Below are 15,391 nucleotides of genomic sequence, written 5' to 3' on the forward strand. Positions count from 1 at the left end.
CCATAGTTGCGCCAATTATAATAATTTTAAATATATCTACTATAGTCGTTAATAATTCATTAGTAATAATTCTAGCAATAGAAGAAGTATCTTCTTGAAATCTTGAAATTAATTCTCCTACACTAATTTCGTCAAATATACTTTAATTGGAAAATCTAATATTTTATTATACATATCAGTCTTTAAGTCATATACAATGTTAGTAGTTGAAAAATTGAATAAATAGGATTGAATAAAATTTACAATTGAATTTGCTATAGATGCCATTAAAACATATTTAATATTGGTATAAACTGAATTTATATCCTTTTTAAATAGATCTGTTATTATTTCTCCCCATAATAATGGTTGAACTAAAGAAAATAGTATTCCACAAAGTATACATAAAAATAATAATATTAATTTTAATGTATAAGGTTTAATGTACTTGGATACTTTCTTTACTAATAATAAATTTTGTTTTTTAACTATATTCATCGTGGTCGAGATAAAAACTCGACATTCACCTCTTTTGGCCCAGTTTGTTGATATAAATAAGTACTAACTCCCAATAATTATGCCCATCTTATTTATAAGGATTATGTATAATTATAGTGTTATTTCATTATCTGCATACTGGTATTTCTACCAGGTAAAATAAATTCCCACGGTAGTTCTGTTGTATAAATCTAGATTTTCTATTTGTTACTAAAGATGTTGGGTCCGATAACGGCTTTAATGCTTGTTCAAGATGAAATACTCACTCTATCGGATTAGTAGAACTACGACCTAAATAATGAGCTTAGGATCTATTTTCATTCTTAACTTTAGGGGGCCTACCAGAGGCCTTTAAAAAGTTTTTGAAGAGAAATTCGAGCAAAAATTGGATTAACTACTTTACATATTTAGACGGTTTGCTAAATCCCCTTAGAAAGAGGGGAGGTCCATGAGCATTTTACAGACACTTATTTTACTGACACTTATGGTAACGATTGGTTTCGCTTCACGTGTTGTTGGAATACTTAAATTATCTCTAGATATAGCGAAAAAGTAGCCCCCTGCCAAGGAAAAGCTACATTTTAACCCACTGAAAATGGTCGCACTTTCGGACTAAGTTGTACATAAAGCTGGGATATTAGAGCATCCCGGCTTTTACTTTTAACACTATGATTTTAAACTGCGTTTCACTCGGGTTCGACAGTTAAAAGCCGTTTTGCTACTTAAAATCCCGGAACCCGCTAAAATACTGGATATTTCCCTTCTGAGGGGGTAAAAAACGTAGACACACGGCAATTTATCCACGAGTGCCTCTAGCCCTTGCGCCACAAAGGTTTGAGGCACTTCTTGTGCCTACGGACTGTCGAACCCGAGAAGCAGCTTTCGGCTGTTTGACGCCTGTTCCTACAAACCGACTTCGGAGGGTCTACCTTCATCTCGGATACAGCATCGTGCTCACCGAGCACGTTCTTGGCACAAGCCACCCCGGCGGGTTGTATCTCTGCGTAGTGACCACTGGTCGGTATGGATGGCAAACACTTGTCCTGAGTTACCTAACTATGGGAGATAAAAGTTATTGAATACAAATAATGTGTTCCCCTTGTTTCAGTAAATAAAGTAGAAATGCACCCAGTCCATTTTCTTAACATCCATTTTCTTATACAATATAGAAAAAAGAATCCAATCAGACAATATTACGTATCACATACCTTGAAATAAAGCTAATTCTTTGAAGTTTACCATAGCTTGTCTGCAAACGCTTTTTAAGTTCAAATATATCATCAAAGTCGTTGCCGATTATTTTAATTATCAAATCAATATCGCGCTCGTAAATCCCTAAATCGAGCAACATCTTTTTTTGCTTGGAGGTCGAAAAGTAAAGGTATTCAATAGCACCAATTACCTTATCGTCTAAAACATTCAGCAAAGAGCTTTTTACAGATTTTAATCCCATAAAATACCGAACAAGCAATACCTTGGTATAAAATTGATGCTCGATGAAGCTCATTTTAATACTAATTGTTGTAGAAATTATATTATCAATCCCTTTTGAAGCAAAATACTTCTTTGTATTGTCCACAATTGTTTTAATTTTAGGGCGTCTTCTATGTATAAGGCTATTAACAATATTAGCTCTATAATTATCGCGTGTGCCTTCGGCAATATAATACAGACACTTGACTAAATTCAATCTTCCATGTTGAGTATTGATTAGGAGCGTTTGTAGTTCTTGTAGTAATTCTTGTTCGCACTCTTGGTAACGATAGTAAATTTCCCTTACTGTCTTAAACCTTGGACGACTGCCGATGTGCGTCAGGTATTCATCAATTGTAATCCCTAATGTTTGAAGAAATATAATTACATCAGGATGATTTGCTATATTGCCCTTTTGAATGTCTATATCTTTACTTTCGTCGGTCAATTCAAATTTTATACTTTTGATTGCATCAATTTTTTTATATTCTGGATCAGTTGGAGATTTTAAATAATATGCAGTTCCAATAAAATGCTTATTTAGCCTGCCAGTCCGACCAACTAAGTTATAAAAATCAAATGCCGAGAAATCTGCTTCATTATTGTTCTTATCGGACATTCTCGATGGCTTAGTAATAATAATGTTTTTTGCAGTTGTATTTACACCCTCAAGGAGTGTAGATGTGCAGAGTAAGCGATTATAAATATCACTGCTTTCATAGAAATTTAACTGGAACAATCTTGTGCCAATTGGTATTTGTCCATTGTGAATTAAATAACCTCTTTCCATTGCCTTGATGACGCACCAATCCTCGTGGATCTCTTCCCTTGCCCATTCCATAAAGAATTTCACTGTTTGATCTAACTCATCGATTATTGGCTCCTGTGCAATAAAATCATTTACGTATTTGTAAATTCCTGTAACAGTCGGAAAATAGATTAAGGTTTTTTCATTGGATGGTAATTTTACTAACAATTGCTGACACTCGGGATAGCGATCGTCATGTCGCAATATATTAATACTTCTCACTTCATTAACAACCGGCGAATAGGTTGTATTGTAAAACGCGGGTCGTTTTTCCAGTTGCTCAATATCCTCGACCGATTTTATAAACGGTGCCAGTAAAACGTATTTTTGAGCCTTTTGAGCCAAGTAAAAATATGCCATATTTAAAACTAAAACTCTGTCATTTTGAGGGTCGGTTTCCAATTTATACACTTCGTCGATAACTAAAAAATCAATTTCCTTAATCATATCATAAGCGCTTTCTTGCACGACTCTATCATGGGTAATAATGAAAATATTGTTCTGATTAAAGTCATAAATTTTTGCTTCGTCAATATGTGTATGAATTTTATATCTTGAAAACATACCTTGATATTTTTTGATTACTCTCTTAACGTATTCATCTACTAAAGCTAAAGTAGGAACAATGAGTACAATGTTTTGGGGTAAATAACGGGTAATATACTCAAAAATGCAATAGGTTTTCCCAAAGCTAGTTGGGGCGCTGACAATAAGTGCATCGTTATTTTTAATTTGATTTAAGATTTCAATTTGTTCAGGGTGCAGTGACAGTTCATCATCTAAAACTGATTCTGCCAAGGCTGAATAAAGGACAGAATCTAATGAGTAAGTATTTGAGTAAACGGTTAAATCTAATGCAAATAGATCATCTGCAAGCTCCCGTGCTTTTTGTGTTGGATTCGGTGCCGTAGCTAAAGATCGGATATAGTATTCCCTCAAAGTTTGAGGGTCATTACTTTGATGCTTCTCGCTCATAGTACGCCCTCCTTTCAGCTATTCCTTGGGTAAAGACTGCAATCAATTTGCTCTTATTGAAAATCGGAAGTGAAACTATTATGTAAACCGTTTCAAGCCCAAGTATAGCACCTTTTTTAATCATGCATAATTTTTTTAAAATATTGTCTGCTGTAGCGTCTGTTCCATGGGCAATAAAAATAGGTATGCCGATCTTTTTTACATCTGCTTTTTCGATAAAGTTCTCGATAGAAAGGCTTAACTCAACAACATCAGCATATTTATCTCCGAAGATTCCCATATTGTTTTTTAAAAAACGGCTGCTTAACATTAGAGTAAATTCGTCTTTAATCTGCTGTTCGTAAGTTTCTAGAGATTTGTTAATTAAGCCAGTACCATTTGATAAAGATTTACTTAGCTTAGATTCACCGAAAAGAATCAAATCATTTTCATGAGAATAAAAGAGCGTATCAATGCCATAAACATTCATGTTGGGGTCAGTTGTTAAATGCACCTTTGGAATGATGCAATCAAACTCGAAATATTCTGAAAGCAAATTGCAAAAAATGTATTCTCCCACCTTTCCCATTTTATCTAATCGGACTTTAAGGTAACCATCGCCAGTATCCTCTAACTCGTATTCATCAGTAAGAATCCGTTGTACCTCTTTCTCTATGGAAGCAGGAATTCTTTCAATATTATAATCATCAATATACAGCCTTAAATGTTTGAACAAAGTAACATAGTTCTTAGCCATGGGTTCAAAATGCAAATTCATTTTGTTTTCAGCATATCTCAATAAACGAGTTTCATCAAAAAAGTAATCAAACAGACCTTTATAAAAACTATGTGAATCAGCCAAATCGATGTGTAGAAAAGTTGATTGTTCATTTAGTATATGAACGGTAAAGTCATTAAATTTTTCTGTGCTGTGTGCAATCATAAAAACATCCCTTTCAAATTACCAACAGCTAACACTTTCCACATTTCTCATCGAATTCCTCCTAAGATCGCGGAAATATTCCAAGAAAAAGCAAAAAAGGTCAGATCGTCCAAAAAACGGCCTGACCTTTTGCTAACAAATAAACTAATTCACTTTTGACCAAGCACAAATATCCACAGAAAAAATTACCAACTGTAATGGAAACATTTACATATCTAATATGTTCCCGCGTTCGTCCTATACCTCAAAACTATCTAACCCAAACCCTCAAAACATGTTTTCGTGGACGTACCTGGTCCTATCAAATTGTTCTACAATTTGCTCCCTAAACTCCGAAACCCACACCACAGGCCACTCTCAGACTGTGAGTTTTCTCATACTTACCACGCACTCCACGTGCTGCGTCCACGGAAACAGTGCAGCGACACGTTGCTGTACAAAATTGTATGCGGGTTAAATCCTGCAACAAAGTAAAAACAGCGGAGATTAATAATCTCTAACTGATAGTTTGAGGAGTGGAATGATCGGGTAACGCCGTGAAACGCTTCCCCTGAGACTACGGCAAAAGGGAACGTTTGTAATAACAAATCCTTGATGCAGCCCGTCGAAGTCGGCGGAAGTCTGCCCCAACAATTGTTGTTGTGGAAATCGGCTTGGAGGCAAGCTGTGCAGATGATACGCCGGGGGTCTATAAATTGCTCATGGTGAGAATGTGGTGTAATGGCCACTGACGAAAATCCGAACGGAAGGGTCTACACGCGGAATTGGTAGAAATGCCATTGCTGTGCAATGCAGCGTATGTGGGGAAGAGTAAAATGTGTTTCTATGAAATTCCTTATACTATTATAGGTAGTATCAAGCATACAGGCTCAAAGGATAACCTAAAAGCAAATGTAAAGATAGAACTATTGGAACGTGGGAAGGTCGAAACGCTGAGTGATTACACACAATGAAGCGTTGGCAGGGAAAGCATAAACTATGTATAACCTGGCTTTATTCGGCGGATAGCGCAGTCAATATACCTATGAAACGGGGATAATAAGCCGTGGAGGGACAGGCTGTAGTCACAAAAAGTATAAACATCTAAGTGCATAGTATTCGAAGGTTCGAGTATGACTAACAAAGGTGAAATCCCCCCTTGTAAAGGAGAAAGTAACCGACTTTGACAACTGAAAAGAAGCTTAAAAGGCAAAAGCTACGAAATGCTGAATATTACGATTTCCAAGCAATTCAAGATGAGCTATACGAACAAAGCAAGCGAAATGAAGTATTTACTAATTTAGTAGAACTAATTACGATGAGAGAAAACATCGGTCTTGCTTATCGCAACATCAAGAAAAACAAGGGAAGTAAAACAGCAGGTGTCGACAAAAAGACGATTGATGATTTGGCAAAATGGGAAGATGAGCAACTTATTGATTATGTGAGAACCAGACTACAGTGTTACAAACCTCAAGCAGTCCGCAGAGTAGAAATACTGAAGGATAACGACCCAACGAAGAAGCGCCCATTGGGAATACCCACTATCATGGAAAGACTCATTCAGCAATGTATATTACAGGTATTAGAACCCATTTGCGAAGCGAAGTTCTTTGAACGAAGCAATGGATTTAGGCCGAATCGGAGTGCAGAACATGCAATTTCGCAAGCACATAAATATATGCAACAAAGTGGACTACACTTTGTAATAGATATTGATATTCGGTCATTTTTCGATAATGTGAATCATGCAAAACTAATAAAGCAACTATGGACGATGGGTATTAGAGATAAAAAGCTACTCTCTATCATCTCGGAGATGCTGAAAGCTGAGATTGCAGGAATAGGATTTCCAGAGCAGGGAAGCCCCCAGGGCTCGGTAATTTCACCATTATTTTCTAATGTCGTGTTAAATGAATTAGATTGGTGGATAGCAAGCCAATGGGAAACGATACCTACACAGCACCGATATAACCTGAAATATAAAGGTGCTAAATACACAGCACTACGGCGGACAAACTTAAAGGAATGTTACATTGTAAGATACGCTGATGACTTTAAAATCTTTTGTCGTAAAAGAAGTGATGCTGTAAAGCTGTTTAAGGCGACGAAGCAGTGGTTAATGGAGCGATTGGGACTAGAGATAAGTCCAGAAAAGTCCAAAATCGTAAACCTCAAACGCCACTACTCTAACTTTTTAGGCTTCAGATTGAAACTTCACAAGAAGGGCAAAAAGAAAAACGGAGATCAAAGATATACTGTAAAATCTCACATTTCCAAGAAAGCTGAAAAGAAAATCAAGGACAAAACGCATGAATTAGTGAAGGAAATCCAGAGACCACAAGGAGCGCAGACAGGTTACGGGGCAGTAAATAAATATAATGCTTACGTAATTGGAGTACACAACTATTATGCTATAGCGACCCTTGTAAATTTGGATTTCAGCCAAATTGCCTTTGGAGTTAGAAAGAGTCTTAAAGCAAGGTTCAAAGATGGAATAAAGCGGGCAGGAAAAGACCCACCGAACTATGTTAAAGAACGGTACGGGAGCAGTAGAGAACTGAGATATATCTATGGCACAGCAATAGTTCCCCTTGCCTATGTACGGCATAGAGTAGCGCTGTATAAGAAGAAAAGTATCAATAAATATACTGAAATAGGCAGGGAAGAAATTCATAAGCGACTTGAATGTGTTGACATAGATATGCTCATGTATTTAATGCGAAATCCTGAAAAAGGACAAAGCATTGAATATAATGACAACAGATTATCGCTGTATGCTGCTCAAAAAGGAAAATGTGCTGTCTCTGGAGCAATTCTTGAAATTGAGGCTATGTATTGCCACCACAAAAAACCATTAGTACTGGGTGGCGAGGATAAGTATAATAACCTTATACTCGTCACTAAGGCAATACATGAACTTGTTCATGAACCAGACAAAAGCACATTTAAACTCGCTGCTGCCGCTTTATTACTTGATAAACGACAAGTTGAAAAATTGATAGTTTTGAACAACCTTGCAGTAAAAATCTCTTAAGCAAAATCTTTCGAGTTGTAAACTATGCAAATTAGAATAAACACTAATTGTGATTGAACGCCGTGTGATGGGAAACTGTCATGCACGGTGTGGGACGGGGGAAAAGGCGGCGATAACATCAAAGTCTTACCTATCGTTATTATTCACCACCTGCATTTCAATCAATCAAAACACAAGATGATTCACCGTTTCTTCCAAATCTTCTTTTGCTGGCTTGCTGTACCGCAAGATCATATCGGCTGAAGCGTGGCGACTGAGGGCCTGCACTATAGAAATGTCTACTCCGCTGCGGACCAATTGAGTAATAAAGGTGTGCCGCAGGGCGTGGGCGTTGATCCCCAGTTGTTCCATGAGATATTGCACAGTTCTTTTGCTAATTCTCTCGCACCTATTGGAAAGGAATAGGGCTGGGTTGTTGTCAGTTCTTCGGGTGTCAAGGTACTCCGTCAAAGCCTTTCTCGATTCGTTGTTCAGGGGCAGCGTGGCGGCTTTCCCGCCCTTGGCCCACCTGACCGTTAGTTCGCCCTTCCGTTCTGATATTTCCACATCGCTCCGGTCTAGCTTCACTAGTTCCCCTACCCGTAGGCCAGTATTGAGCAGTAGCACGACGATAGCATAGTCCCGGTGATTACCCCGCCGGTCGGTTTCTCGCAATATGCGGTGCGTTTCTCTCTTATCTAGAGCTTTGGGTGCCTGCTGGAGGATGTTGGGTTGTTTAATAACCCTAATGTTTTCTATAGCCTTAGTTTTGTTAGCGTAACGACAGAAGGATTTTAATGCGTTAAAAATCTTATTGATTGTCCCAGCCGATTTCTTTTTGGCTACAAGATAGTCAATATACTGTTGAACGTCCGTTCTAACGAAGCCTGACAGATCTGTTCCAGTGCCTTTAAGCCAGCGGTCGAATTGGATAAGGACTTGGCGGTAAGTTTCCTTGGTAGTTTCCGCTTTGGCGGAAAGATGCTCTCGTACGAAAGATTCTATAGCATCCATATCGTTAGCCTTCTTTCTCGTTAGTTGGGTGCAACAGAATCCTGAAAATAGTGACTTAAATAATTCTGTGCAATATTTTTTACGGGATAATAGGCGTTTTAAGGGTAACACAGGTAGAATTGTCGTTCTGCGTAGTAATTCTGTGACAATTATTGAATCTAAAAATATTAAACGGGATACCTTTTCAGTATCCCGTAAATAGTTGCAGCTACCCTAAACAATGTCTAGGGCGACATCAGTTGGGTATTCTTACTTTAGTTCTCTTAGCCGCTTTGCTAAGGTATAAGGGATTATTTGATTTTGTTGTGTCTCTTTATATGCTTTCTCCATATGCATATAGTCCACAATTTCTTTACTTCTGTGATTCTTGAATTTTGTAGCCACTAATTCAAGAACGCTCAATTCTTTCAAGGTAAACTCCGAGATACTTACCTCTTTATTAGGGCATATTTTGTAGCAAATATCTTCATTAATTATATCTTCCACCACTTTAACCGTAGGCAAATGGATGATTTCGTCATACGCTATGGGCAAAGCCCCTAGTGGCTTATGCTTATACACTAAACCCGTCATCGATTTCCCATATCTACCGAAAAAGATGGTATCGGTGTACCATAAAAGCTTCATTAGTTTTACTTTATAAAGGTGATCCATAAATTGAGCAAAATAACCAATGACGTTGCTTAGTTTCTCAATATCCAATACTTTATAGCCATTGTAATCTGTTTCTTCTTCGAAGTTCACATACAAGCTTTCAATTTCCTGCCTCTTTAAATATAAATTACCCAATTCTACAACTCTCTCTTTAATACTCTTGCGTATTTTTGCATACTTTTCAGGGTTAAACCTTTCCTTATGCCTTTCAAGGCATCCAAGCGCAAACATTGGATTGTTGTAAACCATGCGCATTATATTGTCATACGTTTCATCCTGAATGAATTTACTTTCATACCTTGTAACTGTAACATCACCCCAACCTAACAATGCTGCAAAATCACTTTGCGTCAGTCCGTAAAAACTTCTAATTTTTGCAATGTCGTCAGATGTTAACAAGCCTTTCTTTACACGATAAGCATTCCTTGCCCGTAACAAGTTTTCATCCATTATCCCCCCTGGAACAAAATCGTTTTCTTCTTCATCGCTTAGTGCACAGCAATAATACACCTGCTCATAATCTACTACTTCGTTTTTAATAATGGCTTGAGTAGTTCCTTTTCGCTCTTCGATAGCATGAATCTTATTGCATAGTGGACAATCCATTTCGATTGTTCTTACTAAATAATCCTTATTCATTCAATACACTCCTTTCAAATCCAGCTTATGCATATGGAAGCTTTACCGGAAAAGGATACTTTGCAAAATGAAATGACACACAAAACACTTTACATTTTTGCCTATCCCTAATCTTGACTTTAATATATACATCCTTGCTCTGTATGGATTTTGCAAAAGCAAAAAACGGAGGCAATGAATTATCCTTGTCATCAATAAAAGTTTCAAGATACTCCGATAGCTCCAAGGCCATTAACTGATGAACCGCGTCGGCCATATCAAAATCAAGTGCCAGTAGAGTATTTCCCGTAGTATACGGATCTATGGCGGTTTCACTTCTCTTTTTTAGCAATATATCCAAATCCCTTGAAACATTAAAATACGGATTCACCAATATCTCTTTAATTTCCTTTAAAAATGTTTCTACCTCACATTTAGATGAAACAACTTTTGAACTCAAGTTTAACCCTCCTCCTCATATTATTATATGCTATCAATTGATAGTTAGTCAATTATCTGCTTTATTTTTGATAGTATATTTAGGCAAGAAAGGACCCCGATAGATAAAAGCTCGGTTGTTCATCACTTTCCTTTTCATTCGTTCCGTTCCATCTACAGCATCACCGCTGCAATCGTGCATTTATTTCCTCATCATTAAAATACTCGAGTGATCTGACGTTATCTATAACAGCGTTCTACCCTTGCCAAATTGTCCCTACCGGAGCCGCATCTTATTAGTTTTCAACCCAGGAAACGAGCTTTCAACCATCAGACAATTAATCCTGACAATTTAACGCTCGTTCATTTCACCGTGCATTCTCTTTAGCATACTTAGCTCAGTCCAAATACCGGTAGCATTTTGAACCCGCAAGCATAGTTGCTCCAAGATTCCAAAGGGTTGTAAGAAACTCCTGGGATTCTCTTGATGTATTTGATGACTCTTTCAGAATCCTTAATCGGCACATAAATAGTGATTCCCCCGTCGCAGTTCGGGCTGAATTCTAATCCGTTTTTCGTACAATACTTTTTGAGTTTTTCCATAGTTCTCTTGCCCCTTTCTTTGCCGTTTTGACGCTCATTAATAAGAAGTTTCCTTCATATATAATGAACCTCCCGCTTACCCAAACATCTGCATTAAATCCTCGGCCTCAGCTTCCGACAAGGAACAAAATTCTCCCTCACAAGTTTTCACTATTACTACGGTTCCAACGAGGATATCACCGTGATAGTTGATTCTGTTGGCTGGTAAACTAATAAGCTTCCCCTCTTCATTAATTAAAAAACCGAGATCGCCCATGAAATGAACGTGTTCGATGTAGCCACCAACCAATGACTGAAGGCTTGCCAAATCATGATTGACCTCTCTTATTTCCGCTGGAAGTCCTGGTTCGATTACGACGACACGTAGCATGTTGAAATCACCTCTTCCTTCCTATTTAAAAGCACCCACTTAACAACACGGTAAGGGGTGCCTCTTTTCTGGAACTCAGCTTATTTTTGTTCCTTACTTTTTGCAGTCATTCTAGCAGCCGCTTTTTTAGCCGCAACAGTGAGAAGAATCTTTCCGCTTCCTTTTCCAAACTCCCCAACCAGTTCAATAATCACTTTCTCAAAAAAGTCGGCTGTGGCAAAGGCAAGTTCCTTGTTGCCTTCACAAAGGAAGTCAATCGCTATTTTCTCAAGTGCCTCTGGCTCCGGCAAATTAGGCAATGCGTCTAATGTTTCAGCAAAAAGTTGTCTTTCGCTTTTCTTTCAAGTGCGCGAGCTTTTTCAGTCGCTTCTTGGATGAAATCTGCATCTACATCAAAGGCTTGAAAGCCAGCAACCCCCAAGGAACATTGCCTTTTCACATGGATGTTCAACCTTAAATCCTCTTCCTGAATATCGAAACATCCTGGATTAGATACGTTTTGCAAAAATAGCTCTCTCGGCGTTCTGCCTCGAAAGATTGCTTCGAGTCCGGCATTATTTACAAAATAGAATTTTCTCTCTGTGCCCCCAAGAACCCCTTTGATTTCAACGCTCGTTTGCATCGACATAGTGTGACCCCCTTTTTATATTTTAAAAATAGCACTTTTCTCAGCCGCTTCTACAAGATCGTCTGCGGAAAACCATGTATCAACGAACTTCTCTAGCTCAGGTTGCGGCCCCGCCTTTCCGCCGAGTACACACCCCATACATTGAAATTCCAGCTTCTTCTCGATTTCACGTGATGTCTCAAGTTCTCTGATGTTTTCATGGATGGATACTAGAGAGACTAGACAAAAAGATTCACTTTTATATGTAATAATTAATGACTTAGACAAAACTCCAAACAATGATGTAGTTGATGCATTAACTAAGTACTCAATCAAACCTATTCTTTGGACGCAAAGAGAATCAGCTGTCAGTGAACTGACAGCATAGTACTTGAAAAGTATATCTCTTTCTGCTAGACTCATATTAAGAGCGCCATATTTTTAGAGGGCCTTCGAGCCCCACATTTTTTCTTAAGGGAGAAGTGTGGGGTTTTTGCTTTTTAGAGCCCCAGTCGCAAGAAGGCAATGAAAAACATGACTGGTTACTGTTCTAAACGAGGTAACTCTTGGACTTATGTAATTGACGTAGGGGTTGACCCTAAAACAGGAAAGCGCAAAAGAACATCAAAAGGTGGGTTTAAAACTAAAAAAGAGGCACAAATCGCCTTGGCTAAAGTGCAAATTGACCTCTCTACCAATACATTTGTAGAGGAGTCGGATATCCTATTCAAAGATTTTGCCCAAGAATGGCTGGATTTGTATCAAAGTACCGGTAAAGTAAAGATCAGCACCGTTCGTGTTCGGATGCATGAAATGAGTAATTTAATGCCATACTTTGCTCATTGTAAAATGTCCAACATCACCAAGAAGATGTATCAAAAAGTCCTCAGTGATCTCTTTAAACGATTTGCGAATGTAACCCTTGAGGGGATCCATTCCACATGCAGAATGATCTTTAAGAAGGCCGTAGAACTAGATATTGTTAAAAACGACCCCACTCAGTACGCGGTCGTTCCAAAGCACAAAAAAACGGTTGAAGAGCTTGAAAATGCGAAGGAGAAAATTAAGTACCTTGAAAAAGAGGAACTTGCCCACTATTTAGACAAATGCAAAGAAGTTGGGAAACCTCAGGATTATGAAATTCTCACATTACTGGCCTATACGGGCTTAAGGGTTGGGGAGCTGTGTGCGCTAAAGTGGAGAGACATAGACTTTGAAGAAGGCACCCTCAACATAACGAAGACCTATTACAATCCCGATAATAACACCGTCAAATATCAACTACTCACGCCAAAAACCGAAACTTCGATTCGTTGTATTGAGGTGGATCCAGACGTTCTCTATGATCTGAAGAAACTAAAATCTTGGCAGAAGGAACTTCGAATGAAGTTCCGAAACTCTTACCATGATAAGGACTTCGTGTTCGTCAATTATGAACGATTCTTCGGTTATCCATTACTTATTAAGACCGTTGAGAACCATATGAACCACTTGTTGAAGGTTGCTGAACTCAATGAAGGCCTGACTCCCCACTCGTTACGTCACACGCACACCTCCCTGCTTGCGGAAGCTGGTGTTGGGCTGGAAGAGATCATGCGACGACTCGGTCACAAAGACGATGATACAACCCGGTACGTCTATATGCACGTTACCAAGTCCATGAAGAAAGAGTCCTCTCGCAAGTTCAGTGAACTCATGAGAGGACTCCGTAAAAATTCTTTATGAGTTATGGCAGCAAAATGGCAGCACCGCCAACCTTTGGAGTCTGGAACCCTTGGTACACAAGGCTTTCAGGCTCTAATTACATCATGCCGCCCATTCCGCCCATGCCACCCATACCGGCCATAGCGGATGCTCCGCCATCCTTTGATGGCAGGTCTGCGACTAAACATTCTGTCGTAAGAAGCATCGCAGCAATGGAACCTGCATTTTGCAGGGCCGAACGCGTAACTTTTGCTGGGTCAACAATGCCCGCAGCGATCATGTCTTCGTACACTTCGGTTAGCGCATTGAACCCAGTGCCTCTTGCGGAGGAACGAACCTTTTCAACCACGACTGAACCTTCATGTCCAGCGTTGTTGGCAATTTGACGAAGTGGCTCTTCGAGTGCACGGCGTATAATACTCACACCAGTTGCCTCGTCCCCTGTCAAGTTGAGTTTATCCAAAGACCCGATAGCATCAATCAGTGTCGTGCCTCCACCAGAAACAATTCCTTCTTCAACAGCAGCACGAGTCGCAGCCAAAGCATCTTCAATCCGGAGTTTTTTCTCCTTCATCTCGGTTTCGGTTGCTGCACCGACTTGAATGACCGCAACACCACCGGATAATTTAGCCAAACGCTCTTGAAGCTTCTCACGGTCAAAGTCTGACGTGGTTTCTTCAACTTGTCGTTTGATGGCTTCTACACGCTTCTTAATATCTTCTGTGTCACCAGAACCTTCAACAAGCGTGGTTTCCTCTTTAGTGACGCGAACTTGACGCGCACGACCGAGCATGTCAATGGTCGTATTTTCTAACTTTAGACCGAGGTCCTCGGTGATAACTGTTCCGCCCGTGAGTACAGCAATATCTTCAAGCATGGCTTTACGGCGATCGCCAAAGCCAGGCGCTTTAACTCCTACACAAGTGAACGTTCCACGGAGTTTATTGACAACCAGAGTTGCCAAAGCTTCCCCATCGATGTCTTCTGCAATGATCATCAGTTGTCGACCAGCTTGTACTACTTTTTCCAATACTGGCAAAACGTCTTGAATAGCACTGATTTTCTTATCTGTAATAAGGATGAAAGGATCGTTTAAAATAGCTTCCATTTTTTCTGTATCCGTAATCATGTAAGGAGAAATGTAGCCGCGGTCAAATTGCATTCCTTCGACCACTTCAAGTTCCGTCGTCATGCCTTTGGCTTCTTCAACGGTGATCACGCCGTCTTTACCGACTTTCTCCATGGCCTCAGCAATAAGAGCACCGATGTTTTTGTCACTCGCAGAGATTGAAGCAACTTGAGCAATGGCTTCACTAGTCTCAACAAGCTTTGCATTAGCTTTAATATCTGCAACAACAGCATCAACTGCTTGCTCAATTCCACGTTTAATACCCATAGGATTGGCTCCAGCAGCGACATTCTTAAGCCCTTCGCGGATGATGGCTTGTGCTAAAACTGTAGCCGTTGTCGTTCCATCTCCAGCCACATCATTGGTTTTGGTGGCAACTTCTTTAACGAGCTGTGCTCCCATATTCTCAAATGGGTCTTCCAGTTCGATGTCACGAGCAATCGTTACACCATCGTTTGTAATCAATGGTGAGCCGAATTTTTTGTCAAGGACTACATTACGACCTTTTGGTCCGAGGGTTACACGTACTGCTTCAGCTAGGGCATTTACACCGCGTTCTAAAGCGTGACGAGCGTCTTGATTAAAAACAATTTGTTTTGCCAAG

Annotated in this window: 14 protein-coding genes; 2 read left to right on the forward strand and 12 right to left on the reverse strand. The window is 39.3% G+C overall.

What is annotated here, in order from left to right; all coding sequences use genetic code 11:
* Positions 1 to 117 precede the first annotated feature (117 nt).
* The 3 genes from DSOL_RS29965 to DSOL_RS07250 all read right to left on the reverse strand — a co-directional run bounded on the left by DSOL_RS29965 (position 118) and on the right by DSOL_RS07250 (position 4,655).
* Positions 118 to 477 carry an ABC transporter transmembrane domain-containing protein gene (locus DSOL_RS29965; protein WP_075364211.1) on the reverse strand — a complete coding sequence of 120 codons (360 nt, stop codon included), beginning with the start codon at positions 475 to 477 and terminating at the stop codon, positions 118 to 120.
* Positions 478 to 1,660: 1,183 nt separating this feature from the next.
* Positions 1,661 to 3,733, reverse strand: coding sequence for a DEAD/DEAH box helicase (locus tag DSOL_RS07245; RefSeq protein WP_075364212.1), 2,073 nt, complete (start codon positions 3,731 to 3,733; stop codon positions 1,661 to 1,663).
* The gene (locus DSOL_RS07250; RefSeq protein WP_075364213.1) at positions 3,711 to 4,655 is read right to left on the reverse strand and encodes a Hachiman antiphage defense system protein HamA; all 945 of its coding nucleotides are present in this window, start codon (positions 4,653 to 4,655) and stop codon (positions 3,711 to 3,713) included. Before DSOL_RS07250 ends, DSOL_RS07245 begins: the two co-directional genes overlap by 23 nt.
* Before the next feature lie 1,162 nt (positions 4,656 to 5,817).
* On the opposite strand from DSOL_RS07250, the gene ltrA reads away from it, so the two are divergent.
* A complete protein-coding gene (ltrA, locus tag DSOL_RS07255) occupies positions 5,818 to 7,671 on the forward strand; it encodes a group II intron reverse transcriptase/maturase (protein WP_075364214.1) in 1,854 nt (617 codons plus the stop codon).
* A gap of 165 nt (positions 7,672 to 7,836) precedes the next feature.
* On the opposite strand, the gene DSOL_RS07260 is transcribed toward ltrA, so the two are convergent.
* The 8 genes from DSOL_RS07260 to DSOL_RS28760 form a co-directional block, all read right to left on the reverse strand.
* Entirely contained in the window at positions 7,837 to 8,664 is an 828-nt protein-coding gene (locus tag DSOL_RS07260) for a tyrosine-type recombinase/integrase (protein ID WP_075364215.1), read from the reverse strand.
* A 249-nt stretch (positions 8,665 to 8,913) separates the two neighbouring features.
* Positions 8,914 to 9,957: a type II TA system antitoxin MqsA family protein gene (locus tag DSOL_RS07265; protein ID WP_075364216.1), complete on the reverse strand. Its 1,044-nt coding sequence runs from the start codon at positions 9,955 to 9,957 to the stop codon at positions 8,914 to 8,916.
* A 25-nt stretch (positions 9,958 to 9,982) separates the two neighbouring features.
* Entirely contained in the window at positions 9,983 to 10,396 is a 414-nt protein-coding gene (locus DSOL_RS07270; protein WP_075364217.1) for a hypothetical protein, read from the reverse strand.
* Positions 10,397 to 10,767: 371 nt separating this feature from the next.
* Positions 10,768 to 10,977 (reverse strand): hypothetical protein, encoded by a 210-nt coding sequence (locus DSOL_RS07275; RefSeq protein ID WP_075364218.1) that lies wholly within the window; start codon positions 10,975 to 10,977, stop codon positions 10,768 to 10,770.
* A 76-nt stretch (positions 10,978 to 11,053) separates the two neighbouring features.
* Positions 11,054 to 11,347, reverse strand: a complete 294-nt coding sequence (locus tag DSOL_RS07280) for a DUF3846 domain-containing protein (protein ID WP_075364219.1) — start codon at positions 11,345 to 11,347, stop codon at positions 11,054 to 11,056.
* Between the two features lie 80 nt (positions 11,348 to 11,427).
* Positions 11,428 to 11,637, reverse strand: a complete 210-nt coding sequence (locus tag DSOL_RS07285) for a hypothetical protein (protein ID WP_075364220.1) — start codon at positions 11,635 to 11,637, stop codon at positions 11,428 to 11,430.
* A 14-nt stretch (positions 11,638 to 11,651) separates the two neighbouring features.
* The gene (locus DSOL_RS07290) at positions 11,652 to 11,975 is read right to left on the reverse strand and encodes a hypothetical protein (protein WP_075364221.1); all 324 of its coding nucleotides are present in this window, start codon (positions 11,973 to 11,975) and stop codon (positions 11,652 to 11,654) included.
* A gap of 15 nt (positions 11,976 to 11,990) precedes the next feature.
* Positions 11,991 to 12,377, reverse strand: a complete 387-nt coding sequence (locus tag DSOL_RS28760; RefSeq protein ID WP_235838727.1) for a hypothetical protein — start codon at positions 12,375 to 12,377, stop codon at positions 11,991 to 11,993.
* Between the two features lie 111 nt (positions 12,378 to 12,488).
* Between DSOL_RS28760 and DSOL_RS07300 the strand changes: the two genes are divergently transcribed.
* The gene (locus DSOL_RS07300) at positions 12,489 to 13,679 is read left to right on the forward strand and encodes a site-specific integrase (protein WP_075364222.1); all 1,191 of its coding nucleotides are present in this window, start codon (positions 12,489 to 12,491) and stop codon (positions 13,677 to 13,679) included.
* A gap of 76 nt (positions 13,680 to 13,755) precedes the next feature.
* On the opposite strand, the gene groL is transcribed toward DSOL_RS07300, so the two are convergent.
* Positions 13,756 to 15,390 carry a chaperonin GroEL gene (groL, locus tag DSOL_RS07305; RefSeq protein WP_075364223.1) on the reverse strand — a complete coding sequence of 545 codons (1,635 nt, stop codon included), beginning with the start codon at positions 15,388 to 15,390 and terminating at the stop codon, positions 13,756 to 13,758.
* Between the last annotated feature and the right edge of the window lies 1 nt (position 15,391).

Origin of the sequence: Desulfosporosinus metallidurans, from assembly GCF_001936615.1 — a bacterium.
In the GTDB taxonomy this organism is placed as follows: Bacteria; Bacillota; Desulfitobacteriia; order Desulfitobacteriales; family Desulfitobacteriaceae; genus Desulfosporosinus; species Desulfosporosinus metallidurans.

Coding starts and splice junctions, on each gene's coding strand:
- DSOL_RS29965 (WP_075364211.1), bottom strand. CDS start 477: ATGAATATAGTTAAAAAACAAAATTTATTATTAGTAAAGAAAGTATCC.
- DSOL_RS07245 (WP_075364212.1), bottom strand. CDS start 3,733: ATGAGCGAGAAGCATCAAAGTAATGACCCTCAAACTTTGAGGGAATAC.
- DSOL_RS07250 (WP_075364213.1), bottom strand. CDS start 4,655: ATGATTGCACACAGCACAGAAAAATTTAATGACTTTACCGTTCATATA.
- DSOL_RS07260 (WP_075364215.1), bottom strand. CDS start 8,664: ATGGATGCTATAGAATCTTTCGTACGAGAGCATCTTTCCGCCAAAGCG.
- DSOL_RS07265 (WP_075364216.1), bottom strand. CDS start 9,957: ATGAATAAGGATTATTTAGTAAGAACAATCGAAATGGATTGTCCACTA.
- DSOL_RS07275 (WP_075364218.1), bottom strand. CDS start 10,977: ATGGAAAAACTCAAAAAGTATTGTACGAAAAACGGATTAGAATTCAGC.
- DSOL_RS07280 (WP_075364219.1), bottom strand. CDS start 11,347: ATGCTACGTGTCGTCGTAATCGAACCAGGACTTCCAGCGGAAATAAGA.
- DSOL_RS07290 (WP_075364221.1), bottom strand. CDS start 11,975: ATGTCGATGCAAACGAGCGTTGAAATCAAAGGGGTTCTTGGGGGCACA.
- DSOL_RS28760 (WP_235838727.1), bottom strand. CDS start 12,377: ATGAGTCTAGCAGAAAGAGATATACTTTTCAAGTACTATGCTGTCAGT.
- DSOL_RS07300 (WP_075364222.1), top strand. CDS start 12,489: ATGACTGGTTACTGTTCTAAACGAGGTAACTCTTGGACTTATGTAATT.